At 58.3% G+C, this 26,091-nt stretch carries 20 protein-coding genes and 4 pseudogenes; 5 read left to right on the top strand and 19 right to left on the bottom strand.

Annotated features, from left to right (window positions below; translation table 11 throughout):
- Positions 1-73 precede the first annotated feature (73 nt).
- The 10 genes and pseudogenes from NLM15_RS08625 to NLM15_RS08580 all read right to left on the bottom strand — a co-directional run bounded on the left by NLM15_RS08625 (position 74) and on the right by NLM15_RS08580 (position 13,502).
- Positions 74-1,006: pseudogene (locus NLM15_RS08625) on the bottom strand (dihydrodipicolinate synthase family protein).
- A 36-nt stretch (positions 1,007-1,042) separates the two neighbouring features.
- Positions 1,043-1,828: pseudogene (locus NLM15_RS08620) on the bottom strand (SDR family oxidoreductase).
- Between the two features lie 422 nt (positions 1,829-2,250).
- Positions 2,251-4,285 (bottom strand): annotated as a pseudogene (locus NLM15_RS08615) (methyl-accepting chemotaxis protein).
- A 112-nt stretch (positions 4,286-4,397) separates the two neighbouring features.
- Positions 4,398-5,812, bottom strand: a pseudogene (gene pyk, locus NLM15_RS08610) (pyruvate kinase).
- A 64-nt stretch (positions 5,813-5,876) separates the two neighbouring features.
- Positions 5,877-6,662: an SDR family NAD(P)-dependent oxidoreductase gene (locus tag NLM15_RS08605; protein WP_254116520.1), complete on the bottom strand. Its 786-nt coding sequence runs from the start codon at positions 6,660-6,662 to the stop codon at positions 5,877-5,879.
- 23 nt (positions 6,663-6,685) lie between these two features.
- Entirely contained in the window at positions 6,686-7,711 is a 1,026-nt protein-coding gene (locus NLM15_RS08600) for a TRAP transporter substrate-binding protein (RefSeq protein ID WP_254116519.1), read from the bottom strand.
- A 41-nt stretch (positions 7,712-7,752) separates the two neighbouring features.
- Complete coding sequence (locus tag NLM15_RS08595) at positions 7,753-9,603, bottom strand: TRAP transporter large permease subunit (protein WP_254124186.1); 1,851 nt, start codon at positions 9,601-9,603, stop codon at positions 7,753-7,755.
- 111 nt (positions 9,604-9,714) lie between these two features.
- The gene (locus tag NLM15_RS08590; protein WP_254116518.1) at positions 9,715-11,100 is read right to left on the bottom strand and encodes a four-carbon acid sugar kinase family protein; all 1,386 of its coding nucleotides are present in this window, start codon (positions 11,098-11,100) and stop codon (positions 9,715-9,717) included.
- A complete protein-coding gene (locus NLM15_RS08585; protein WP_254116517.1) occupies positions 11,097-12,374 on the bottom strand; it encodes a ribulose-bisphosphate carboxylase large subunit family protein in 1,278 nt (425 codons plus the stop codon). Before NLM15_RS08585 ends, NLM15_RS08590 begins: the two co-directional genes overlap by 4 nt.
- A 222-nt stretch (positions 12,375-12,596) precedes the next feature.
- Positions 12,597-13,502, bottom strand: coding sequence for a LysR substrate-binding domain-containing protein (locus tag NLM15_RS08580; RefSeq protein WP_309144923.1), 906 nt, complete (start codon positions 13,500-13,502; stop codon positions 12,597-12,599).
- Between the two features lie 158 nt (positions 13,503-13,660).
- On the opposite strand from NLM15_RS08580, the gene NLM15_RS08575 reads away from it, so the two are divergent.
- Positions 13,661-14,539, top strand: coding sequence for a 3-keto-5-aminohexanoate cleavage protein (locus tag NLM15_RS08575; RefSeq protein ID WP_254116515.1), 879 nt, complete (start codon positions 13,661-13,663; stop codon positions 14,537-14,539).
- A 189-nt stretch (positions 14,540-14,728) separates the two neighbouring features.
- Entirely contained in the window at positions 14,729-14,905 is a 177-nt protein-coding gene (locus NLM15_RS08570; RefSeq protein WP_254116514.1) for a hypothetical protein, read from the top strand.
- A gap of 122 nt (positions 14,906-15,027) precedes the next feature.
- On the opposite strand, the gene NLM15_RS08565 is transcribed toward NLM15_RS08570, so the two are convergent.
- From NLM15_RS08565 to NLM15_RS08530, 8 genes are all read right to left on the bottom strand, one after another.
- Positions 15,028-16,008, bottom strand: coding sequence for an aldo/keto reductase (locus NLM15_RS08565; RefSeq protein ID WP_254116513.1), 981 nt, complete (start codon positions 16,006-16,008; stop codon positions 15,028-15,030).
- Positions 16,009-16,045: 37 nt separating this feature from the next.
- A complete protein-coding gene (locus tag NLM15_RS08560) occupies positions 16,046-16,894 on the bottom strand; it encodes an N-acyl homoserine lactonase family protein (RefSeq protein ID WP_254116512.1) in 849 nt (282 codons plus the stop codon).
- Positions 16,891-17,373, bottom strand: a complete 483-nt coding sequence (locus tag NLM15_RS08555; protein WP_254116511.1) for a hypothetical protein — start codon at positions 17,371-17,373, stop codon at positions 16,891-16,893. Before NLM15_RS08555 ends, NLM15_RS08560 begins: the two co-directional genes overlap by 4 nt.
- Positions 17,370-18,419 carry an aldo/keto reductase gene (locus NLM15_RS08550; RefSeq protein WP_254116510.1) on the bottom strand — a complete coding sequence of 350 codons (1,050 nt, stop codon included), beginning with the start codon at positions 18,417-18,419 and terminating at the stop codon, positions 17,370-17,372. The genes NLM15_RS08555 and NLM15_RS08550 overlap by 4 nt, the downstream gene beginning before the upstream one ends.
- Before the next feature lie 28 nt (positions 18,420-18,447).
- Entirely contained in the window at positions 18,448-19,512 is a 1,065-nt protein-coding gene (locus NLM15_RS08545; protein ID WP_254116509.1) for an aldo/keto reductase, read from the bottom strand.
- A gap of 63 nt (positions 19,513-19,575) precedes the next feature.
- Positions 19,576-20,562 (bottom strand): substrate-binding domain-containing protein, encoded by a 987-nt coding sequence (locus tag NLM15_RS08540; protein ID WP_254116508.1) that lies wholly within the window; start codon positions 20,560-20,562, stop codon positions 19,576-19,578.
- Positions 20,563-20,652: 90 nt separating this feature from the next.
- A complete protein-coding gene (locus NLM15_RS08535) occupies positions 20,653-21,636 on the bottom strand; it encodes an ABC transporter permease (RefSeq protein ID WP_254116507.1) in 984 nt (327 codons plus the stop codon).
- Positions 21,637-21,695: 59 nt separating this feature from the next.
- Positions 21,696-23,234, bottom strand: a complete 1,539-nt coding sequence (locus NLM15_RS08530) for a sugar ABC transporter ATP-binding protein (protein WP_254116506.1) — start codon at positions 23,232-23,234, stop codon at positions 21,696-21,698.
- 182 nt (positions 23,235-23,416) lie between these two features.
- Here NLM15_RS08530 and NLM15_RS08525 point away from each other — a divergent pair, with 182 nt between their 5' ends.
- The 3 genes from NLM15_RS08525 (at position 23,417) to NLM15_RS08515 (ending at position 25,387) form a co-directional block, all read left to right on the top strand.
- The gene (locus NLM15_RS08525; RefSeq protein ID WP_254116505.1) at positions 23,417-24,127 is read left to right on the top strand and encodes a FadR/GntR family transcriptional regulator; all 711 of its coding nucleotides are present in this window, start codon (positions 23,417-23,419) and stop codon (positions 24,125-24,127) included.
- 154 nt (positions 24,128-24,281) lie between these two features.
- Positions 24,282-24,668: a CidA/LrgA family protein gene (locus NLM15_RS08520; protein ID WP_254116504.1), complete on the top strand. Its 387-nt coding sequence runs from the start codon at positions 24,282-24,284 to the stop codon at positions 24,666-24,668.
- Entirely contained in the window at positions 24,665-25,387 is a 723-nt protein-coding gene (locus NLM15_RS08515) for an LrgB family protein (protein ID WP_254116503.1), read from the top strand. Before NLM15_RS08520 ends, NLM15_RS08515 begins: the two co-directional genes overlap by 4 nt.
- 263 nt (positions 25,388-25,650) lie before the next feature.
- Here the strand turns inward: NLM15_RS08515 and NLM15_RS08510 are convergent, their stop codons facing one another.
- A complete protein-coding gene (locus NLM15_RS08510) occupies positions 25,651-26,091 on the bottom strand; it encodes a carbon monoxide dehydrogenase subunit G (RefSeq protein ID WP_254116502.1) in 441 nt (146 codons plus the stop codon).

Here is a 26,091-nt window from a genome sequence, read left to right as displayed (position 1 = left end):
GCAGGCCACTATCATGCAGCAATCCTGCTGGCATAAAACGGTCCGCCGGGTTTTCATGGACCGCCTTACGCACCTACCTCGCCAGCACCGCACGCTTATCGTTGCGCGCTATTCGATCTAGCAGGTAGTCAATCTCTTGCTTTGCCTGGGTAGAGAGCGCGAGGGCGGGCTTGCGCTGCGCATCTGAGGCCAGAACGCCTCTCCGCCTCAGGACATATTTGCGTACGGCAAGACCGAGCGGTCCTTGCTGCTGCTCGTACCGCAGGTAGGGCAGATGCGCGCCGAAAAGGTCGTGCGCTTCGTCGCGGCGTCCAGCGGCGGACAGCTTGACCACGTCGACGAGCATTTCGGGAACGGCGTACCCTGTGTTGGCACCATCGGCGCCACGCTCCATCTCGAAATCCAGGAATAGGCCGCCGTTGCCAGTCAGGATGGCAATGTGGCGCATTGAGCCATCGCGCTCGAATCCACGCAGGGTCGTGATCTTCTCTAGTCCCGGCCAATCCTCGTGCTTCAGCATGACGCACGATTCGTTCTCCGAGACGATCCGGCGAATTACGGCCGGGGTCATCACGACTGAGAAGGTCAACGGGTAGTCCTGAAGCACGAAAGGAATGTCGGAGCCGATCGCTTCAGCGGCCTGACCGAAGTAGGTCACAATCTGATTGTCGGTTCTCAACGTGTTCGGCGGTCCAATCATGACGCCGGCGGCACCGAGCTCCATGACCTCTCGCGCAAGAGAGCGCATGGCAGCGAAGCCCGGCGCCGACACCCCGACGATGATGGGTACGTTAGCGCTCGAATGATGCGCTTTGCGATCGCGATCGATTCTTGATGGTCGAGTTTGGGTGCTTCGCCGAGCTGGCCCAGAATTGTGATGCCGTCGACACCACACCCTAAAGAAATCTGTCATGCGATCCAGAGACGATTCGTCGACCCGACCATCCTCGTGGAAGGGTGTTGGGGCAATTGGAACCACTCCCTTTATGCCGCTAGTTAGAACCACGCTCTTCCCCCATGCTCAAACTCTCAATTCGATCTACTAAATGCTGGCAATCAGGCCTCCGTCGATCCGAATGACTGACCCTGTCACGTACGACGCACGTTCACTGGCCAAAAAGGTCACGACATCGGCGTACTCTTCGGGATTCCCATAACGGCCCAGTGGGATTGCCCCTGTACTCTCATCGGAGACTGCTTCTACTGATCAGTTTTCGCGTTCAGACTTGGCCTGACCCAAGAAGAGAATTCGCTGCGTCGCGATGCGCCCGGGCAATACGACATTTGCGGTAACGCCGTCGCGCCCGACCTCGCGAGCGAGGGTCTTCGACCACCCGACTAGCGAGAGCCGCAGTGAGTTCGAAATATCAAGATTTGGGATGGGCGCGACCACCCCGGATGAGGTGCTTGTGATGATCCGCCCCCATTTGCGCTCACGCATGCCCGGAAGGACACGATCGGCAAGCGCAATCACCGACAGCACCATCGCCTGAAAGTACTTATTCCACACCTCGCTCGTCTGCCCAAATGCTGGAGTGGGTGGAGGCCCGCCCGTATTGTTAATGAGCACGTCAACGGGGCCAAACGTTTGCTCAATCAACGCAACGTTCCCCTCAATCGAGGAAAGGTCGGCTAAGTCGCAAACCACCGGAAGACAGTCTGCGCCTGCTGCGACGATGCCTTGCGCCGTGAGGTCGAGGCTCTCAGCATTGATGTCGCCAAGGGCGACGCGCGCGCCCTCTTCGGCAAACGATCTGGCAATTGCGCGTCCAAGGCCGCCGCCCGCACCAAGAACGAGCGTCGTTCTGCCACGCAACCCCAAGTCCATCCGCGTTCCTCCGATTATTCTTCAAGCCGGCTTCCGCTCCTATTGTCGGTCAAATGCCTTTGCGACACGCCAAATGCGTTGGGCTCGAGCGGTGCCCGGTCTTCGAAGCGAAGAAGCCTCACTAGGCGCGATGAGGATAGGACATGGCAATCGATTAATTTTAACATCGATGTGAGTTAACTTTGCAGGGTTCGCAAATTGGGATGTATCGGAGAGAGAGCGAGCCAGGCACAACGCTCGGAGAGCAGCCCCGAGCCTCCGGATTGACAAGACGTGTGAAATGCAGCCGCCCCTGATCGTAATGGCGGCAAGGTAGCCAATTTAGCTCCGAAACGCGGCGAGTACCCACAAAACGGTCGGAAGCACACGTGAGGTCGCCACCATCGATCGCAAGTACGTGAGCGGGACGCGATCGAAATCCGCTAAGCCGCGCGGATATTGGCCATGAAGCGGTCCAACTCGGCGCGAAGTCGGGTGCTCTCAGTCGACAGCGTACTGGCCGAACTCAGCAGCTCTTCGGAAGCCGCTCCCGTTTCGGCCAGCGCCCCGGTTGACCTGGTCGATGTTAGTGACCACAGCCTGCGTGCCCTGCGCGACATTCTGGACGCTGCGCGCGATCTCTTGCGTGGCGGCGCCTTGCTCCTCGACAGCGCTCGCGATCGAGGCAGCAATCGTCGAGATCTGACCGATCGTAGCACCGATCTCCTTAATCGCCCCGACCGATTCGGCCGGTGCGTCTTGCATATTGGCAATGTGGGCCGAGATCTCGTCGGTCGCCTTCGCCGTCTGGCTCGCAAGCGACTTCACCTCACTTGCGACCACGGCAAAGCCTCGCCCTGCTTCGCCAGCGCGCGCCGCCTCGATGGTGGCATTGAGCGCCAAAAGATTGGTCTGCTCGGCGATCGCAGTAATCAGTTTCACCACGTCACCGACTTGTTGGGCTGCACGGGACAGCTTGCCGATGCGGTTATCGGTTTCCTTGGCCTGCATCACCGCAGCTTCTGCGATGCGGCTCGAATCGCGGACCTGACGCCCGATCTCCCCAACTGAAGCCGAGAGCTCCTCCGTCGCCGTCGCGACAGCCTGCATGTTCGAGGAGGTCTGCCCGGAGACGACCGCGACCTGGCTAGACAGGTTTTGCGTAGTCTCCGCGGTGCGCGTTAGCGTGGCGTGCGGACTCGAGCTGCACGGCCGAGGTCGAGACGTTGGACACTATGGAGCCGACGGCGGTCTCGAAACCATCGGCAAAATGTATCAGCTCGGCGCTGCGGGAGGCCGCTTGCTTCTTGCTCTGTGCTTCGCTCAAAGCGGCATCGCGTTCGGCTTTCGCGATCGCCTGCAGCTTGAACTCTCCGACTGCACTGGCCATTTCCCCGAGTTCGTCCTTGCGGCCCAGCCCTGGCAACACCACGTCAAAATTACCCGAGGCCAACTCTCTCATCGCCGTGCACATCGCAACCATAGGTCGGGAAATCCCGATGCCAAGCAGGAAGGCGAGAACCGCGCCGAGCAGCGTACCGCCGGCCCCGAGCATCGGATAAGTTGCTCGGTCTGACCGATCGTTCGCCTCGACTCCGTCTCCAGTCGTTGTTGCTCGGAAATGAGATCGGACGTCATCACAGTTGCGCCTTGCATGATCATGCCAGCCGAGGCGCTCATGTCGATGACCAGTTGATCAATCATCTTTGCGTTCGCCGCAAGCTTCTCCAGTGCCCCGCGATAGGCAGCCAGCAGCGCCTCGGCCTCCTTAAGGCCGGAAACGATCTTCTGATCCTTCGAATAGATCGCTTTCAATGAATTCTCCCGCGTTCAACGCTGCCAGCGCGCTTGCTTGGACCGACTCGTCCGCGTTGAGGAAGAAGTTGCTTACACCCGCAGTTGCGGTCTGGAATTGCGTATTGACCCGCTTTGTGCCGAATTCGATCGCTTGCGTTTCCGTCTCGGATGTACCGAGGCGACTTTCTTCGAGCTTTTATTTCAGCAGGCTCGCATTACGCATGAGCTGGTCGCGCACGATCAGCGCACTATCGCGCTTGACCGCGAGGATCCTGCCGAATGTCGCAGAGAACTGAGAGAATTCCTTTGCAAGCTTTTCGAGGCTTGCCAGTCGCGCTGGCGACTTGACGCTCTTGATCGCTAGATCGATCGCCTTCTTAAGGCCGCCCTCAGCATCCAGCGCAGCTTTCGCGTCATCGTCTCTTCCGGACATCACAAAGTACCGGGCGACTGAGCGATACGCGAGCAGCTCGCGGTCGATGTTGCGGGCTAAATCGGCCTCCGAGACACTGGCCTGGTAGGAGCCGACACAATTCGAAATACGCTCAAAGCCGAAATAGGCGAAAGCCATGCTGCCGGCCGAGACGCTAAGCACCGTCGCGAAGCCCACTACGATTTGGCGCGGAACCGCAGGGTCGGGAAAGCCGCGCGCTTTGATTTCAACGTGGTAGGCCCAGCCATTCCTCACCCCTTGTTCTCGTGGCAGCCACCAGCACTTCGGGATTTCTCCCAAAGACAGGCAGAAAATGTGCGCAGGTCGCGGCCTGCGTTCAAGACGGGCCGCTTCAAAGATTCAAGGTACCGCGATGACCCGGATATTGTTGGTGGTTCCTGCCTGGGCGAACGGTATTCCGGCAACGATCACCACGTTATCTGAGCTCTGGGCGAAGCGCTCTCCGACTGCAGTAGAGACGGCGCGTGACACCATCTCCTCATAATTGCTCACGTCGGACGAGAACATGCTGTGCGTCCCCCAAAGAAGACACAGACGACGGGCTGTTTCCGAGCTCGGGGTAACAGCAAGCACAGGCACATCTGGACGGCGGCGCGCGATGCGCGCCGCGGTCGTGCCTCCGGACGTGTACGCGACGATGGCCGCCGCATGGATCGCTGAGGCCAAGCCCGCCGCAGCGGCAGCGACCGCGTGGGGTGGCGTTTGCTCTTCTTCCGGGCGCAAGGCATCGACAATGGAACGATACATCTTGTGACGCTCGGTGCTGCGGATGATGCGATCCATCATCTCCACCGCCTCGAGTGGATAGCGGCCGACGGCGGACTCCGCTGACAACATCACGGCGTCGGCTCCATCGTAGATGGCAGTGGCGACATCGGACGCTTCCGCGCGAGTCGGCGTCGGCGAAGACACCATGGAGTCCAACATCTGGGTGGCCACGATCACAGGCTTGACCGCCAATCGACAGGCTCGCACCAGCTCCTTCTGCCGACCAGGGACGTCTTCGTGGGGAATCTCCACGCCAAGATCGCCCCGCGCCACCATGACCGCGTCTGACAAGCCTATGATGTCGTCGATCCGATCGAGAGCGGCCGGCTTCTCGATCTTCGCGACGAGCCCTGCGCGATCTCCGATCAGCCCCCTCGCCTCGAGGAGATCTCCCGGTCGCTGGACAAACGACAGCGCGACCCAATCGACGCCGAGCCGAAGGCCGAAGTCGAGGTCAGCCCGGTCTTTTGAGGTGAGCGGAGACACATTCAGGATTGTGCCCGGGAGGTTAACGCCCTTGTGGTTGGAGAGCTTCCCACCAACGATTACCTCGGCATCGAGACTGTCACTGAAGAGTGCCTTAACGCGAACGCGCAGGCGACCATCGTCGATCAGCAGATCGTGACCAGGTGCCGCGGCCGCAAACACCTCTGGGTGCGGCAACGGGATAGCATTCCGATCGTCAAGAGCGTCTCCCTGGGCGAATCTAATGATTTCACCCGCCGCTACCGTCAGGCTTCCATCACGCAAAGCACCGATCCGGATCTTAGGACCCTGAAGGTCAAGCAAGATGCCAATTGGCCTACCCGTTTCAACTTCGAGGGCGCGTATCGCCGCGTGCACCTTGGCGTGGTCCTCTCTCGCCCCGTGACTGAAGTTGAGGCGAAAGGTGTCGACACCAGCCTCGAACAACGTTCGAAGCATCTCTGGTCCCAGCAAGCTGGCCCAACCGTTGCTACGATTTTCGCTCGGCGGTTTCGGCGCACGTGAATAGCCTCTCAATTGACAACCTGGGCTCGCTCCGAACGAAACGGCCCCACAAGGACCACGCTACCGGGGCGGCGTCTTGTCCGGCCCGAACATCAGGCCAGCCTCACGGAAGCCGCCGTCGACGTTCAACGTGTGGCCGTGGACATACCTGCTCTCGTCCGATGACAGGAAGACTGCTGCGTCAGCGATCTCTTCCGGAGTTCCGTAGCGGCTCATCGGAATCAGATATTCATACGCTCGACGCGTTGCCGGGTCGTGCGCGGTCTTCGCCATCTCGGTTTCAATAGCTCCTGGAGCAATGTTGTTGACGTTGATGCGGTACTGAGCAAGCTCGACCGCCATGACCTTTGTCAGCAACTCCAACCCGGCCTTTGCCGCGCCATATGCGCCGCGTCCGTTCCCGCCGCGCTGACCCGAGAGCGACGCGATGTTTATGATCTTGCCGCCGCGCCCTTGCTTAACCATCTGGCGCGCCACGGATTGAGCCACAATGAACGCACCGGTCAGGTTGATCGAAATCATTCGTTGCCAGTCCTCAAGCTTTATGTCGAGGAACGGAGTGTTGCCACCGATTCCGGCATTGTTGATCAGAATGTCCAATCCGCCACAGCGGCTGGTCAATCCGTCTATCAATTCGCCCACGGACCGCTGATCGGCCACGTCGACTTTTAGCCCAAAATGGTCACGATCGGCATTTTCGAGAGCCGCCGCCGCCGCTTTAGCGCCGTCCAGGTTGAGATCCGCGATCACAATGCGAGCCCCCTCGCGCGCCAATGCCTTCGAGATCGCGAAGCCGATACCGCGCGCTCCCCCGGTGACGAGCGCCACCTTATTGTTCAATCTCATCTCGATAACTCCCGCAATCGTGTTCAGGTCAGCTTGCCGGTCGTACGCTCAAGTATCGTCCACAGTTCCTCGCCATACTTGGCTCGCCATTCTTTGTAAAAGCCGGCCGTTCGAAGCGCGTCACGAAATGCGTTGACGTCTGGTTCGTTGAAAACGAGACCCTTCTTGCTCAGATCACCGCGAAGCGACGTCGCCAGTGTCGCCATATCCTTCCTCTCGGACAGCGCCGCATCGTTGATTGCGGTGGCAACGATGTCCCGAAGATCCTTCGGAATGGCCTCCCAGTTCCGCTTGTTCGCCACGCAGAAGAAAGCGTCCCACATGTGACCGGTCAGAGCACAGTACTTCTGAACCTCGAAAAGGTTGGCCGTGAAGATGTTCGCCAACGAGTTCTCCTGACCGTCGACGATCTTGGTCTGAAGTGCCGAGTAAAGTTCGCTGTAATTGATAGCCGTTGGCGCCGCACCGAAAGCTTGGAACATCGACGTCCAAAGTGCGCCCACTGGCACGCGGATCTTAATGCCCTTTAAATCGGCCGGAGTATTGATCTGCTTCGTGCTCGTCGTGATGTTGCGAAAGCCGTTGTCCCACATCTTGGCCATGGGGACGAGGTTCGCCTTTCCGATATTGAGGCGCAAAGCGTCGCCAAGTTCGCCGTCCATCGCCTTCCAAACAGCATCGTAGTCCGGAAAGATGAACCCAAGTCCGTAGATTGACGCAGACGGAACGATTGTCGACAGGACGTTAATCCCTGAGTTGAGGAACAGATCGAGCCCGCCGGCACGTAGTTGCGACAGCATATCTGTGTCGCCACCGAGTTGATTGTTGGGAAATACATTAACTTCCACTCTGCCCTTCGTTTCGGACAGCACGCGCTGAGCTGCTTCCCTTGCGCGAGCGGTGATCGGATGGGATTCAGCGAGGTTAAAGCCCCATCTGAGCGGAAACTCCGCAGCACTGGCGCGCCTGATCGGCAGTCCGATGCCAGCTGCCAAAGCCACCGAAGTTGCTCCCTTCAACAACGTCCGGCGATTGACAATATCTTTCATGGCTTCCTCCGTTTAATTCGCAATATCGCGCGGTTTGGCGGTTACAAAAATCCCGTCGAAATCCATGGGACCAACGCTACGATTGCGAGTCCTATCAATAACGCCGCTATGTAACCCACTATGGGCTTCATTCCAGCATCAGGATTTACGCGACTGATCGCGCAGGCCGCGTAGTACCCAACGCCGAAAGGTGGTGCGAACAAGCCGACGCCCATCGCCAATATGACGACCATCGAATAGTGAACGAGATCGATACCAAGCGCCTGGGCGATCGGGAAAAGCAGCGGCCCAAAGAGGACGATGGCTGGGATGCCCTCAAGAACGCTGCCAAGCACAACAAAAGCTACGATGGACACAGCCATGAAGCTCATCGACCCACCCGGCAGTGCCTTCATCGCGATAGCCAGAGAGCGGGAGAAGCCCGACTGAGTCAGACTCCAAGCCATCGCCGTAGCAGTACCGATGATGAAGAGAATGGCACCGGACAGGCTCGCGGTCTCGACCAGCATCGGCTTGATCCGGCGCCAGTCGAATTGTCTGTAGAATAAAGCACCGACCACGATCGAATAGAATATGCCGATGGTCGAAACTTCGGTCGCCGTCGCGACACCCTCGATCACGGCGGATCGAATAACGAACGGCAATGCGATCGCCGGCAAGGCAACAAGGAACGTCTTACCGATCTCAGCTGCGGGCGCGCGGCGCGCGAGGCTGCGGTCCTCGTTGCGGTATCTCCACCCGATCACGCAACAGAGAGTGACCGCCAGAATAACGCCAGGTAGAAGGCCGCCGGTGAACAGAGCCGCAATAGAGACGCCGGTGACCGAGCCGATCGTGATGAGGACGATGCTCGGGGGGATGGTCTCGGTCTGAGCACCGGTCGCGGCGAGCAGCGCGACTAGGTCGCCTTCGTTCGCACCTCTACGCTTCATTTCCGGGAACAAGACCGGTGCCACCGCGGCCATATCCGCGGCCTTTGATCCCGAGATACCGGAAACGAGATACATCGCTCCAACGAGAACATACAGAAGGCCGCCTCGTACGTGCCCTAACAGGCTGGCGAGGAAGGCGACCATAGCCCGCGCCATGCCTGTCATTTCGATGAGTTGTCCGAGAAATACGAACAGTGGCACCGAAAGCAGGATCAAGTGGCTCACACCCTCGTCGATGCGCCCCACGATGATGAGCGGCGGAGTTCTGGTGGTGAGGATCAGATAGCCAAATGTCGCGAGGCCGAAAGAAAACGCTATCGGAACGCCCGCGAGGACCGCGCCTGCAACCACGATCACAAAGAATATGATCAGATTTGCATTTCCAAGCGGACGAAAGAGCGGTTGAAGGAGCCAGAACGCGGCGACAAGGAGTACAATGATGGCCAACGCAGACAAGATTTGCCTTGTGTCACCGAGACGAACTAGGCGAAACAGCGCAAAAATGCCCATCAAGCCGAAACCGACAGGGACGGCGGAAGCCCGCCAGGAGTTCGAAAGGTCCATGGCCGGTGTTCTGACAATGGCTTCCTCGAGAGCGTAGTCGAGCGCTGCGGGAAACAGCAGGACGACTAGCCCCAACGATGCCGCCAACGCGAAAGCGTCGAGATGAGCACGCATCCGGGGGGATACGAACGCAAATAGCGCCGTCATCCGCATGTGTTCACCTCGTCGCAGCGCTATCGCCGAACCGAGCATAACCAGCCAAAGGAAGAGCATGGAGGCCAGCTCGTCAGACCATATGATGGGGCGGAGGAACACATATCGGGCCAAGACTCCCGCGAACAGCAACAGGATTTCGGCAGTGAGCAAAAGCATGACGCAGACATCAAGACCGCGACCGATCAGCCGATCGATAGAGTCCATGATCGCGAGTAGCCCGTGATGGCTTGATGTCTCCATCGTTTCTTCCAAGGGCGCGCCCAAAGTTGGGGCGACCTCACCATCGCGCACGGCCACGCCGCTTGCTGGCAGTGTTGGGACACTCATGGCATCCTCCCTATTTCGTCTTTGTTAGGCTTGACCAAGCCATCCGCGCTTGAAGAACTCTTCGTCGCCTAGTTGGCCACCTTTGAACGCAATCTGAAGTCCGTCGAGACGTCCGCGGATCGATCTTGCTCGGCAAAGTGGGACACCAGGGCTTACGCGAGCTTGAATTTCAAGCGCATCGATATCCAAAAGCTGCGCAACCTGGCTCGACGTGTCGCCCCCCGACAACAACAACCTTTTTAAGGGTACCTCCGCGAGGATGTCGCTGACGAGCTGACCAATCTTCCGACCAAGGTTTCTGCCACCTTCATGCTTGGCGAGCTCACGTGACATGCCGCCGCTGACGAGCATGTCGATCATTTTTCCGATCCGAGGATCACCAGGACCGCGGGCTGTGTGTAATATGACACTGCGCCCTTCTTTGAGCAGCGAGACGGTACGTCCGACGACTTGCCTGGCGGACGCCGAATGTTGGCAATCATCAAGTAGAGCAGCAGCGTCTAGCGGCACCTCTGCAAATCCAGCCCGCACGGCGGCCTCGATCTGTAACGCTGTCACAGGCGAGGCGCTGCCCGACACGGCGAGTACTTGATCGATCGCAGCTGGATTGCCGTAGGTGCTAGACGGCGGCGGAATAACACCGGCCTCCCGCCACCATTGCGTCAGTGCATACTCCACACCCGACGGCCCAACCACGAATGCGCTTCCGCTCACCCCAGCCCAATCAGCGATGAGCCGCCCGACCTGAGTAAGTTGTGACGCATTCGCGGAGTCCAGCAGGATCGCGTCCGCCCCCCCCTCCGCCAGATCATTGAAACGCCGAGCGGCCGCTTCAAAGCCCTGGTCGAGGACCGGAGATGTTAGTTTCTCGATCCTGAGCGTTGCCTGCTGTGCAATGTGAACCGCCAGATCGCTTTCGTTCATAGGCGTCACTGGGTGAACGCTCATGACCGGATGCCGATCGATGCGATAGACAGTGCCATCGGTTCCGGACCGGGCAAACAGGTGTCCAAAAAAGCAATATCTTTGAAGCGAAGGTGTGCCGCCAACGATCGGAACTGTATCGCCGAAGATTGACTTTGCGATTTTGATGACTCGACCGATGCTGCCAATCTCGGGCGAGCTGTCAAAGGTTGAGCACACCTTGTAGTGAACGATTGGCGCGCGAAGCGATGCAAGGTACCGTAGATCCTTCTCCAGATGTTCGGTCATCTCCGCTGGAGACATGCTACGGCTCACCCCGGCAAGGCCGACCACGTCGATGTCCCCAAAATGCTTTAAAACATCGGGGCTCGGAGGACGGAGAAAGAGAGCAGCACGGAGCCCAGCAAATGCTATGACCTCAAGCGCATCCGTCGCCCCCGTGAAATCATCACCGTAGAATGCCAACCGATAGCGAGCTTGCGTCACGTCGCGCCCCCGAACTTGGAAAGCGCGAGCTGAAGCGACGGATGGGACTTTGCGTATTCGGCTACGGGCACACCCTGGACTGCCGCTTCCCAAGCCTCTCGCAAGCTCATGACGCCCTCGGCGATACCGCCAGGATGCCCCATGATGCCGCCGCCGGCGAGGTGCATGAGGTCTACGCTGCCGAGACGCTCGAATGTGTCTCCGGCTTGCCCCGCCCATTGCCCCGAAGAGAAGACCGGCATCATCGGTTTGACGCCTGAAAAGGCCGCAAGACACGAGCTTGCGGACGAGATGACTGAGTCATCCGGCTCCCAGAATTTGCTCCTTAGGCCATTTACGTGGAGATGATCGACACCCGTCAGCCGCCACAGCTTTTGAAATGCCAAGAAATCGAAGCCAAGCCAGGGTTGGCGGGTAAATAAGCCCCACCCATTGCGATGACCATGGATCGGAAGATCTGTGTAGGCTCGCAAATGTTCAATCGCAGAGAAGCCGCACCAATTGACGCTCACCATTATGCACGTTCCGCCGGCCCGAAGCACGAGGTCATGGCGACGTCGCATGTCGTCAATCGAACCGCTGATATTGATCGCGTACATTGGCTTCCGGCCCAACCGGTCGGCATGCTTCTCGATCACGGGAAAGACCGCCTTCAGGCGCTCCTCGAAAGGCGCGTAAGGTGGATCTGCGATTAGCTCGTCATCCTTGAGAAAATCGATCCCAGCTTCGCAGATCTTATCGACCAACGAGGCAGTCTCGGATGGAGACATGCCAATACTTGGCTTCAAAATCGTGCCGATCATCGGCCGATCAAAAACGCCGGCCAACCGTCGGGTACCATCCACGCCGAACTTCGGCCCCGGAAAGCTGGCGGCGTAGTCGACGGGAAGGCCGATGTCCAGCAGCCGTAGCCCCGTGATCTCACCGAGTTCGAACAGATTGCCCGCAACGGTCGCCAGGAATGTCGGGATATTGCGGCCCACGTTATCGATCGGAAACGCGATCTCGATTTCGCCGCGCCGAAACGCCTTTGGTCTCTGCCTCCGCTCATAGAAGGCACTATGCAAGGTCGGAGTGTCGACAGATGGCAGCTCTGTCATCCGAAGCACTCGTGCACGCGACCGCTTTTTCAGTTCATCCGTTTCGCCCGGCAAAGAGAGAAATGTCCCGCTTGACTGCTCTCCTGCGATGACTTCCGCCGCCTTTTCCAGGCTATCGCCGGTCTCGACGAGATATCGGGCCGTAAACTCAGATCGCGGACTATCGCTGCGCATTGTGACGCCCTGCCGAAACTTGCTGCGTTTCTTCCGAAAATTTGTCCTTCATCCGTACGGCGAAAAGTCGATCGTATGAGGAACGTTGATATCTTGACCCCGAGTAAGCCTCGGCCGCAAACGATATTAGTGAAGCGACATGTGAGGAAAAGTTACACCGGCCTAGCCTGGTCTACTCGAGCATAACCGCGGTAAGGGCCTTTCGCAGGTGCGAAAGCGTCACTAGGCGTTGACAGGTGCCAGCGTTGCGCAAATCTCCACTGTAGCGGACATTTCGTTCGTGAGCCAACGGGCTACGGCTTTGCTTTCTGGGCGAGATGCGACATGAGGGGCTGTCCAAAGCATCAGCCTACGCTTGCCGGGGATGCTTCCGAACGGCGCAACCAGTCTTCCACTGTTGATTTCGTCAAGGACGAACATCGTCGGAACCAACGCCAAGCCGAGCCCACATAGCGCCGCCTGGATGAGAAGATAGAAATGGTCGTAAGAGTCGTGAATGCGGACGTCCTGCCGCAACCGCATCTCGTCAAGCCAATCTGACCAAGCCTCCGGGCGTGTTCGTGTCCCCATCAGCCGGCAACATGCAATATCGCTAGGGTCCTGGAGTCTGTTAGACTTCGCGTAAGACGTCGCGCAAACAGGCGAAATCCACTCCCGCGCAAGCTCTTTGATGACCACGTCACGAGGCGGGGTAATGGTGCTGGAGCGAATGGCGACACTCACCTTATCGCGGATGAAATCCACTTGATCGTAATTCAGGTTGAACTGGAGCTCGATACTCCTATGAGCTTCATGAAATGCCGCGAGGCGGGGGATCAGCCAATACATCATTATGGTCGCTGAACATGAAACCGTCAGCGGCCCAGGCAGCACCTGCTCCACGCTCGCATCTATCAGGTTGAAGGCCGCTGTCAGGCCCTCGGCCAGCCGGATCCCCTCGGGCGTCGGGTCTGTCGAGGAGGACGATCGCACGAACAGCGGGACGCCCAGTAATTCCTCGAGCGACCGGATATGGCGGCTGACCGCCCCATGGGTCACGGACAGTTCGAGCGAGGCCGCGGTCATGCTCCGCAACCTCGCGGTTGCTTCGAAAGCACGCAATGCATTGAGAGACGGCCTGGGACGCACGATCGGACCCCTCCTAAAGACCGAACTCTAACGGCTGTGAGCTTTCCTCACAAGTGGGGCTTCAAAACTCGTTTGGGTATTTGACAATGACGCCTTACCCTCGCGGAAACTCAGTCAAGACCAGAAGCATGCGTGGTCGATCGCAATAGGCGCCTAAAATGCTGAAGAAGATGATCATTGAGGCCCGCGTGAATGAATATGCGATGCGCGATGGGAATCCTCACGTACCATGGACCGCAGATGAGATAGCGGAGACTGCCGCCCGCTGTCGCGAGGCAGGAGCGTCAATCCTGCATTTTCACGCTCGCGCGGACGATGGGTCCCCCCTCCACACCGCCGAGAAGAACGCCGAGATCATTCGCAAAGTCCGGCAAAAATGCGATCTACTGATACTGCCAACGCTCGGCTTCTTTGCCAACGATACGCATCCGAACGCGCGCATAAACTGCATTCTCGAACTTGCCAAGAATCCAGAGACCAAACCCGATATCGTTCCCATAGATACCGGAAGCACCAATCTCGACGTGTTCGACGAAGATAAGCGCGTGTTCGAACATTCTGATCGCATCTATGAAAACCGCACTTCCGCCGTTGAGCACTATTTTCGTTCTCTTAAATCGGCCGGCATAAAGCCGAAGATGACTTGCTGGTCGATCGGGTTTGTCCGACGCGCGATAGCCTTCATGGAAATGGGACTTGTGGCTGAGCCCGGTTACTTCCTGCTCAACATGACCGACGGTCCGTATCTCACAGGCCATCCTGGAACGATCGAAGGATTGGACGCGTTCTTGCCCTTCCTGCCGAAAGGGTTCCGTCATAGTTGGACCGCCAACATCGTTGGCGGGAATCTGTTGAACCTGTGCGAAGGCGTAGCAAGGCGCGGTGGTAACATTGCTCCCGGAATCGGCGATTATCCCTATAGAGAATACGACTGCCTGACGAACGAGGAGCTCGTTCGCCGAACGTGCCTGATCGCGAGGGGCTGCGGACGAGAGATTGCTTCTCCAGATGATGTTCGGGAAATCCTTGAAATTTAGTGGTTCAAGAATCGCGAGCAAATGGCGCCAGGCGGTCAATCGGCCAGACGACGCGAGGCGTTGCGCCATCAGTTCTCCCAGACTGGGCCGGGATCTTCCTGATCCCGGCCCTTTTTTTGACACTGGCTTTCTTCCGCTCTGCGAAGCCGCGACTCCCGACACAGCACGGCGCTCAGCCCTGGATAACTCGTGAGAAACAAGGATCACGACAGAGGTATCGACGAATCGATTCGTCTTGTAGCGGCCTTCATGAAGATCAAAGATGTGAAGGCGGGTTCAGAAATAATTAAGCTGGCTGAGACACATGCGCGATTTGAGCGAAGTGCCTCACTGCTCCAGTCCGATGACGAGCCGATATTCGGCTGACATCTCTGAACACCCGTCGCCAATCTCGCCTTCAACGGTCGACGGCACACATCCTCGCCGACGCGCTTCGCCTTGACCTGCTCGGCCCAATATAACCTCTAGGATGCTGAACTCTGGTCTCCTCACTTCAAGCCGACCACTCTGTGAGGCACGTAATGCTCTTCCAGTCTCGCGACTTCTTCGGACGTTAGCTTCAGACTCAGGGCGATAATTGCATCATCAAGGTGCTGGGTCTTCGTCGCCCCTATGATCGGCGCCGTTACTCCGTCTTTGCCGGCTACCCACGCCAGCGCTACGTGCGCTGGTGCCACTCGACGTTCTGTCGCGATATCGGAAACCACGTCGACAATGCTCCGATCGGACGCTTCGGCGTGCCCGTAAAACTGCGACGTTACATTATCGGTCTCGGAGCGAGCGCTTTTCTCAGTCCAGGGGCGGGTAAGGCGCCCACGAGCCAGCGGACTAAAGGCGATCACACCAATGCCTTCGTCGCGACAGAGCGGTAGCATCTCTCGTTCCTCCTCTCTGTAGAGCAGATTTAGGTGACACTGCATCGACACGAAACGCGCCCAAGAATTTGCGTCGGCCCGATAGAGAGCTCTTGCGAACTGCCAAGCGTAGGTGTTGCTGGCACCGATGTAACGGACCTTCCCGCTCCGCACGAGATCGTTCAAGGCTTCAAGGGTTTCATCGATTGGCGTGTCGTTGTCCCAGAAATGGATCTGGTACAGATCGATATAGTCGGTACCGAGCCTCCGGAGACTGGCTTCCGCTTCGGCAAGAATTGCCTTTCGCGAAAGTCCGCTCCCGTTTGGCCCCGGCCGCATGCGGCCGTAAACCTTCGTGGCGATCACGATTTCGTCTCGCGGGACCATCTCCTTGAGAGTTTTGCCCACGATCTCCTCGCTCGTACCGTCCGAGTACACGTTCGCCGTATCGAAGCAATTGATCCCGCAATCGACGGCTTTCTGTATGAAGGGCCGGCTGTCGCTCTCACCGAGGGTCCAAGGATGATTCCCTCGCTCCCCTACTCCGTAGCTCATACAACCCAGTACAACCCTCGAGATCTTGAGGCCCGAACGCCCCAAACGTATGTAATCCATGAGCGATACCTCGCTGGCTTGCCTGCCCCGAACTGTTTCAAAGTGTCGCGATATCGGTGATTCGGAGTCCTCGATCGCTCACCCGAGACGGGAAGTGCTCCTTGAGCTTTTCCTCGTGGACGGGTACGAGCCTCAATGTGTCGCCGCCGACGCTGGCGAGCATCTCTTCCGCCGCGAGAATTAGATTGGTCTGACTTCCCGTCGCAAGTCCTGGTGGCACGAAGCATGGATCATCCCGATCGCCTCCGTGCAGGTTTTCGTACGTGTAGACGACGTCTCCGGTAAGGACCCATCGGTCCTCAATACTTCCGCCGTTGCGGACCACCACATACTGCGAACCTGCAGTGTGCGTGTCGAAGGCGGGAAGAAGATCGATATTCGGCAGGATGCCGTGCGACGCACCGTCCAGCACAACCAGCCGATTCTTCAGTCCGAGATCCACCAGCTTCAAAATGTCGGCAGGGTTGATGCCGCCGAGAAGGGATCGAAAACGACGTCCCTTGGACATGGCCCAGATCCAACTCTCGATCTCGCGCTTCTGGATGTAGAACTTGGCGTTGGGGAAGTAGTCCAGCCCACCCATGTGGTCGAAATGAGCGTGTGTAAGGAACACATGCTGCACATCATCGGGACGAATGCCGACAGATCCCAAGACCTCAGAAGGTGGAGTCCAGCCGGTGACGCCGATGGTACTGGCGATCTCGCCTCCGAAATCCGATTGATCGTAACCGGTGTCAACTAAGGCGACCGTGTCGCTGCTGCGCAAGAGCACATAGGCAAACGGCAGGTTCATGCTTCCGCTGTTGTGCCGGCCGTACAACACCCCACTTGTCGGATGTTGGGGGCTCGCTGCGTATTCGAGCACAGTGATGGCATATCTCGTCATTCGGAGGCTCCCATCAGAAGGTCTGCACCAAGCTTAAGTTGGCCGCAGCACTGCCGCAGGTCGATCAAACCGCCGCAACCGATCGGGCTCGTCCGACGCAGATGACCCCAAGCCCTTGATAGCAAGCTCACCTCGGTCGTACGCTGATGCGGCGCCAAGGGGGCTGCCTGCTGCGACAACAGCAAATGCGCCGCCTGCTTCACGTGGTGATACTCGTGCCGCCGCTGCAGCGGTACCCGAACCACGGCAAGAATATCGTACACATGATCCGGACCGCCGACGGCAGTCTTGCTTTCGTCCTCCAGATGCGACGCCCCGATGAGGTTCGCAAGAAGACGAACAGAGCGGTCAGTCACAACGTCGCGCAGATAGCGAACGACCGGCCCGATGACGAGATCGTATTCGGCGACCGCTGAACCCGGTGCAATCCCTTCGAAGGGATCGTCGGCACGGAACTGTGCGACCACAAGCCCGCTCACGAGGATTGCTCGCCTTCAGGAACCGGAGCATTCGATGGGATCAGTTTGACGGCCCTCAAGTCCTGCCAGAGAGAAGCGGGTATCCGCGCCGAGACAGCGCGGACATTCTGGGTAACCTCACTTGTCGACTTCGCGCCCTGAACCACGGTGGCGACGGCGGGGTGCGCTTGCACGAACTGCGTCGCGACGGTCGGCAAATCAACACCGTGTCGTTCGCAAACTTCCTCGATTGAACGGACGCGCTCCAGGACAGCGCTGGGTACCCGCTGGTAGTCATAGGTCGAGGCTGCCGCCTTCGATCCAGCGGCCAAGATGCCCGAATTGTAGATGCCGCCCGCAATCACCGAGACATTCCGGGACTGCAGTTCGTCGAAGTGCCCATCGAGTGGTGCATGGTTGAGAAGCGTGTATCGACCTGCGATCAACGCGCAGTCAATCGGGAATTCGCGCGCTACTCCAACAACGGATTCGGTCTCATTTACTCCTAACCCTACCGCACCGATAGCACCCGAGCTCTTCAGCTCCTCGAGGGCACGGTATCCGCTCTCGCGGAGCTGGTTCCAGTAAAATTCTGCTTGATCGCCATGCCATGCGCACCCGACGTCGTGGACCAGCAGCACATCGATATAGTCGAGGCCCAAACGCTGCTGACTGTCCTCGAACGAGCGCATCACCCCGTTGTACGTATAGTCATACGTGTCTCTAAACGGGAACGGATCAACCCATTCGATGCCGTACACTGTGTCAAGCTTCGGTGTCCGGCTGGCTGGCTTGAGCACTCGGCCGCACTTCGTGCTCACGACGACCTGATCTCGGATACTGAGGTCGCGGAGAGCGCGACCGAGGAAATGCTCGGCCTTTCCAAGACCATACATCGGCGCGCAGTCAAAGTAGCGCACCCCGAGATCGAAGGCTGCTTTAACGACAGCTTCGAATTCGGAATAGGGCACTCCGACATTGAACCCGGAAAGAGGCACCGTCCCAAGCCCCGCGGACGTGACGGTCACTTTAGCGCGGCCTAGAGTTCGTCTTTCAAGCGGAATCATCGCTCTTCTCCTTGCTTGTCTTGGAAGTTCAGCCGGAGAGGGCCAGGGAGCCCTGATCCGGGAGCGGGGCTTCTTCAGGAATCAGGCCTTTGCTCCGGAGGTCCATCCAGAACGCCTGAGGAATTGGCGCCGATATCAAGGCGACGTTCTGCTCCACATGCGACGTCGTGAGCGCGCCCTGAACCACCGACGTCACGGCAGGATGCGCATAGACAAACTGGGAAGCCGCATGGGCGAGCACGACGTTGTGACGTTCGCAGACAGCTTCCAGCGCTTTTACGCGCCGCACGATGGAATCGGGAGCCGTCTGATAATCGTAGGTCCGCGTTAGGGCGTTACCTTGACTACCCTCAGCCAGGATCCCCGAATTGTAGACGCCGCCGGCGATGATGCCGATGCCGCGACGTCGGGCCTCGGGGAAGAAGTCAGTCAACGGAGCATGATTCAGGAGCGTGTACCGCCCTGCCACGAGCGAGCAGTCGAGATCGAATTCGGCCGCCACTTCGAGCACTGAAGCCGTCTCGTTTACACCGAGACCAATCGCCTTGACCGCTCCCGAGCGACGGAGTTCGTCGCACGCCCGGTATCCGCTCTCGCGGAGTTGCCCTAGATAGAGGGGATACTTCTCCTGGTGCCACACTCCGCTCACGTCGTGCAGGAAAAGAATGTCGATGTGGTCGAGACCAAGGCGCTGCTGACTATCCTCGAAGGACCGCATGATGCCGTCGTAGCTGTAATCGTACTCGTCGACGAAGGGCAGCGGATCAACCCAATTGATCCCATAGAGACTTTCCGCGCGCTTTGAACGGCTTGCTGGCTTCAGGAGCCGGCCCGCCTTGGTACTCACCACGACATCTGGACGAAGACCGTGAACGCGAAGAACATGGCCGAGAAAATGCTCCGACTTCCCGAGGCCATAGAGCGGAGCAACATCGAAATAGCGTACGCCCTGCTCGTAGGCCTTCAGGATGACCGCCTCGAAGGTCTCGAAGCTAACCGGAACACCACATCCGCCTAAAGGTGATGTTCCGAGCCCAAGCGAGGTCAAAGTCAGACTGCCGTTCGGGAGCGCCCTCTTCTGCAGAGCCACCATACCAAATATCCCTGTTTAAGCATTGGTGCGCACGCGGCTACTCACCGCGTGCGCACGATGGACTCACATGTATTTTGCGACGTTCGAAGAATCCAAGAGAAGCCAGGGAACGACGTAGTCCTTCTGGGTCCCGCCTTTCCACTCCATCAAAGAGTCCCAAATCTCGGACCGGGGCTTGTAGCTGTCTCCCTTGACGGCACGCAGGGCGAGATCGACGGCGCCCTGTCCCTCAGCGCGGGCGTACTTGTAGAGCGTTACGGTCATTTCGCCTTTCTGAACGGCACGCTTTCCGTCCGGAATGCCATCGATCGCAAGCACCGGAACGGACTTGAAGTCGACCTTGGCACTCCTCATGGCTTCGATCGCGCCTAGCGCCATCTCGTCATTCTCGGCCAGTACGGCGTTGATCTGCCCCGGATGCGCGAGCAACCAATTCTCCATGAGCGCCTGCGCCTCGGCGCGGCTCCAGTTACCCGACTTGCTGGCGATCAGCTTGAGCTTCGGGAACGTGGCCAACCCGGCATCAATGCCAGCCTTGCGCTCGATCTGCGCCGACTGACCGATCGGGCCTTCCATCAGCACCACGTTCCCACCATTCGGAAGCAGCTTTCCAAGTTGTTCCCCGATAATGCGTCCGCCTTCCGTGTCGTTGACGATAATCGACGCGGTGTATTTCTTCGACGCGGTTTTCAGGGCCGATACGATGACTGGAATGCCAGCGGCGACGGCTTTGTCGATCGCGGGCGCCGACGCCTGGAGATCGAACGGCGACATAATAATGGCATCAAATTTTTGCGTGATAGCCGTATCGATCTGATTCACTTGGACGAGCGGATCGTATTTGCCGTCAAAGATCGTGACTGCGACAGAACCCTCCTTAACGGCCGGGTGGTTCTGAATCTCGCTGGACCAGGCCTTCATGTATTCGCCGGATTCTCCGAACGATAGGGCGGCGATCCGAGTCTTGCTTTGAGCAAAGGCCGTACTGGTCGATAGAATAATTGCGGCAGCGGCGAAACCCGCCATCGTCGATCTACGCGTAACCTTCATCGTCTCCTCCGATTGATGTGGTCAGTCACCTAGTCCGCCCAGCTGGGCGTTACAGCCGTTCCCTCGCGTCTGTAATGGTCTTCGCAGCTGTCACTTGCGAAATTGGTCAAGCATCACGGCAACGACAATGATCGCGCCCTTGAGAAGCTGCTGGTAGTAGGAAGACACGCCCATCAGATCCATGCCGTTATTGATCGTTCCAATGATAAGTGCGCCGAACAACGTCCCGACTAACGAACCGCGCCCTCCTGCGAGACTAGTCCCGCCGATCACCACGGCTGCAATTGCGTCGAGTTCGTAGCCAATGCCCGCTTGCGGAAGTGCGGCAGTGGTGCGGGACGTGAGCACCAGACCGGCAAGTCCGGCGAGAAGGCCTGAGATCACGTAGGTGGATGCAATGACGCTCTGGGTCGAGATGCCGCTCGTCCTAGCGGCCTTATCGTTCCCACCCACGGCGTACACATAGCGTCCGAAGGTTGTGTAAGAGAGCACCACCCACCCGATGGCAAACACCAGAAAGAGGATCAAGACTGGTACCGGAACGCCCGCAACGCTGCCACCGCCGATCCAGCGAAATGACTCCGAGAGGTTGGGAACAGGGCGCCCCTCGGAGAAGATGAGCGTCAAGCCGCGAGCCATACTCAGCATTCCGAGCGTAGCGACGAAGGGCGGAACATTGAATGTCGTCACGATGACGCCGTTCACCAAGCCCAACGCCGCCCCCGTTCCCAACCCCGCCAGAATCGCCCAGAGGACGAAATGCTGGTTGGTCGAGGTCACAAGGCTGGCAGCGATCATACCCGCAAGGGCCATCACGGAGCCGACCGAAAGGTCGATGCCTTTTGTCAGGATGACGAACGTCACCCCGATCGCCAAAACGCCATTTATCGAGGATTGTCGCAGCAGGTTCACCCAATTCAGCCATGTCATGAAGTATTCGTTGGCCACGGCGAAGAACGCCGAAATCACCACGAACACGATGACGATACTGAACGACTTCAGGTATGGTCCTACAGCAGCAATACTTTTGGATCGGGCACCCGTCGCGACGTTGCTTATTACGTTGGTCACCATATCCACTCCTCGCTTCGACCGCATTCGCACGCCAATTCTTGAAAGGCCCTTCGATCCGCTCAACTGGCGAGATCTGTCAGCATCTGCTGGGTTGTCTCGTGCCCGTCGACGACATGATCGAGCCGTCCTTGCCGAAACACGGCAATTCGATCGCTGATTTGGAGGATTTCGGGCGCTTCGGATGAGACCACAAGCACCCCATTGCCCTTGGCCGCGAACTCGCGGAGAAAGGCGTAGATCTCCTGCTTCGAACCCTCGTCGATTCCTCGTGTTGGCTCGTCGCATATCAGCAGACGTGGATTGGTCAGGAGACAGCGTGCGAAAACCACCTTCTGCTGGTTTCCGCCGCTAAGCGTCTCCACGGCGACGTTTGGAGATGCCGCCTTGATCCGATGTAACCGCATCATCCGATCGGTCGCAGCCGCCTCTGCCTTGCGGCGGACAAATCCGCTGACGGCGCGAAGCGCCAGCGATGACAAGGCAATGTTGTGGGCAATGGAGGCACAAAGAACGAGCCCGGTATCCTTCCGATCTTCCGGAACCATGGCCATGCCTTGTTGGATGCACTTCTTGGGACTGCCCGGATCGACCCGTTTCCCATCGAGGAAGACATCGCCGGCGGCCGGCGCGTGGATGCCATAGATCGTTTCCAAGAACTCAGTCCGACCCGAGCCAAGCAAACCGTAGATGCCCAGAACTTCTCCTGCAGCGACGGTCACAGAGATGTTCTTGAAGTGAGATCCGCGCGACAACGAGCGCACCTCGAGCAGGACTGGCGCGCCTTCGTTCGGTTTCCCCTTTTCGACGGACTTGATTTCGTGCCCAACGATCTGAGTAACGAGATGATTGCGGTCGATCGAGGAAATTGCTCCGCTTTCGATGAACCGGCCATCGCGGAAAACCGTGTATTCGTCCGCGATCTCGAAAATTTCGGTCAACTTGTGCGAGACGTAGATAATCGCAGATCCACGCGCCTTTATCCGCTTCAGCGCATTGAAGAGGATGTGCACCTCGTGCTCGCCGATGGCCGAGGTTGGCTCGTCCATAATGACAATGTCCGCACGGTGGCTAAGCGCCTTCGCAATCTCGACGAGCTGGATCTGGGCCAGGCTCAAGTCTCGCATGCGGGCGCCGACGGGAACGTCGAACTCGAGGTCATCCAGAATCCGTCTTGCGGCCTGCCGCATCTTCGGGAAGTCGACCACAAGGCCACCGATCTTCGGCTCTCTCCCCAAGTAGATGTTCTCGGCCACAGTCATCTCGGGAACTGGAGACGGTTCCTGAGTGATAATGGTCACGCCATGGCGCAGAGCATCCGCGGCACTCCTGAAATCAACGGCCACCCCGTCGATGCGAATGCTGCCTTCGTCGCGATGCAACAAGCCCATCACGATGTTCAGGAAGGTCGACTTGCCGGCGCCGTTACCGCCACAGAGCGCGTGGACGGTTCCGCGCTTGAGGACAAGCCGGCCATCGCGAAGCGCTGGAACGCCATTGAAAGACTTCGCGATTCCGTGCGCCACCAATAACGGCTCGTCTCGCGGCCCGAGGGCGACATAGTCGCGGCCTTCCGGATTTGACCCGGTCGACAAATGCATCGGTTTCCTCCAGAGGCGTCTTCGATCGCGCCCTGTCGAGATATGAGGTCATACCTTATACCTGTTGTCAACCGAGATCATACCTCCTACCTTGTGGATGTTCGTTGGTTTGGGCTGGTCGCGCGGTGCCTTATGTGTTCGCTATGCCCGCAACGGCCAAAAATTAGAGCTGCGAGCGACCGATGGAGCGAATTGAGAACAAGAAACTACCCACGCGTGTCGAAGTCGCGTTGAATTACATCACGGGCGAGATCGCCAACGGTAATCTAAATCCCGGCGACAAGTTGCCCAATGAGAAGGAGCTCGCAGAGAAGCTTGGCATCAGCCGCACCCCTATCCGCGAGGCTATGAAGACGCTTGCGGTTTCGGGACTGATCGAAACTCGACATGGGCACGGCAACTATATCCGGAAGGATGAAGGCACCGCCGTGATGCCGCTGATGATGTTTCAGCTCTATCTTCAAGATTCCACTCCCGAGATGTTGATGGAGCTTCGATACATCTTCGACCGCAATTGCGCAGAGCTGGCCTCAACAAGACGTACCGAACGAGATCTGGCGGTCATGAGAGAGAGCATTGACCGACTTAAGGCTCTCTCCGACGATCCCCATTCGCCGGTCGACAAATTGCTGGAAGCCGATCTTGACTTCCACCGCGCAGTCTATGCTGCAGCGGGCAACAAGCTCATCGTGGTGGTCGCTGATTTCGTTTTGAACATGGTTGCCCCCTGGATCCGCAAATCGCTGGAGGTCAGCGGACGCTACCGTGCCGTTGGCCTACACGAAAAGATGTATGCAATGATCCGAGATCAGCAGACGGGCATGCTCAGTCGGGAAAGCGTGGAAGCCAACATGGAGCACTTCATGTCGTCCTTGAAGATTCCCGCGGCATAGCGCCTGTGACAACGTGGATTCAAGTTAAGCTTCGGCCCAATAAGTCCACTGCGAGATGGCTGGATCTTCGCATATCGATCCCACATTCGTCTTGCGAGCACAGAGCTCATGCACGCTTCATTGAGGCCAATTCGTCCCGCGAAGAGCGCCCCGCATGATCGCAGGTCTAAGCCTGATTCTGTTCTGTCAATTGGTCGGCGAAGTAGTTGTGCGCGGGCTCGGTCTGCCGATGCCAGGACCGGTGCTCGGCATGGCATTGCTGCTGCTGCTTCTCTTGACTCGAGATCACTTCATCGCCCTTAGCCATGGCCCATTGCGGAACGATGCAGTTGAGCGAACGGGCCGCGGCCTGCTCGCTCATCTATCTCTCATGTTCATTCCTGCTGGCGTAGGCGTCGTGAAGAAACTCGACTTGATTATCGAGCATGGAGCCGCAATTTTAGTAACGCTGTCGGCGTCGGTGGTGGTCACTCTGCTCGCGACGGTCGCTACTTTCCTCGCGATCAGCCGGCTTGTCGCGAAACGCCAAACAGAGCCATGAACGCAGCCTCATTCTCGCTGTGGGTCTATCTCTCGCAGTCGCCACTGCTTTGGTTGACCGTGACACTCTCGACCTATGCAGTCGCTGACAGCCTCTCGCTCGCGACGCACAGGCATCCTCTGGCGAATCCGGTACTTCATTCGATCTGGATTATCGGCGCATTCCTGCTCATTACTGGCACCTCCTACACCACTTATTTTGCCGGCGCGCAGTTCGTTCACTTCCTGCTCGGGCCAGCCACGGTGGCGCTCGCGGTGCCGCTCTACGACAATCGAAAGCGGGTGATCGCAGCGATCGTGCCGATGATGATCTCGCTAGTGGTCGGCTCAATTTCGGCAATCCTGTCCGTCGTTCTGTTTGCCAAAGCTTTCGGCCTGCCGCATGCCGTCATTCTGTCGCTTGCGCCGAAATCAGTGACGGCCGGTGTCGCTATGGGGATCAGCGAATCCCTACACGCCGATCCGTCGTTTACCGCGGTGTCCGTCGTGCTCACCGGCATCATGGGCGCGATCATCGTCACGCCGCTAATGAATTGGGCAGCGATCACTGATTTTCGCGCGCGCGGCTTCGCGGTTGGCATCGCTGCGCACGGCATCGGCACAGCACGCGCGTTCCAGGTCGACGAGGTGGCTGGCGTGTTTTCCGGAATCGCCATGGGCCTCAATGCGCTCGTGACGTCGCTATTGGTCCCGCTCGCGGTGACCTTACTGCTGCGGTGAGGCCCTTCGCCTGCCAGATCTCGCTTGTTTAGACAGCGGCGCTTTTAAACCACGGAACGCACGACATCGTGGGCGATCGAATTTCTTCGTGTCTAGTTAGGATGGCGATCGAGGCAGCAAATGCAGCTGCTCGAACACGACGCGTACATAAAGTGCGCTCGTCCTCGAAGCCCTTGATGCTCGTCGGCGCACCGGCAAAAGGCTGAATGCCGAGCGCAAAGGTCGCTGCTCGGCCTACGTTGGAGCGGCTGGGTAATCTCCAGCTAAAGTGCTCGCGCGAAATTGGCGAAGAACTCGTCGGCGAGTTTCTTGGCCGTGCCGTTGACGAGCCGCTGTCCCAATTGCGCAAGCTTTCCACCGATTTGCGCCTCGACCTGATAGGTCAACAGCGTGCCATCATCCCGCTCAAGCAGAGCAACCTTTGCGCCACCTTTCGCGAAGCCTGCGACACCGCCCTCCCCCTCTCCAACGATATTATAGCTCCTTGGCGGATCGAGGTCGGTCAGGGTAACCCTACCTTTGAATCGCGCGGAGACAGGTCCCACCTTCATTTTTGCGACGGCACGAAACCCTTGATCGTCGATCCTCTCCAACTCTTCGCATCCGGGAATACAAACCTTCAATACATCAGGGTCATTCAATTTGGCCCAAACGGCTTCTCTCGAGGCCGCGAGCTGGATCTCTCCACTCATTGTCATTGCCAT

Source organism: Bradyrhizobium sp. CCGB20 (assembly GCF_024199855.1).
GTDB lineage: Bacteria > Pseudomonadota > Alphaproteobacteria > Rhizobiales > Xanthobacteraceae > Bradyrhizobium.
Note: the sequence above shows the minus strand (reverse complement) of the source record. Positions and strands in the feature narration are given on the sequence as shown.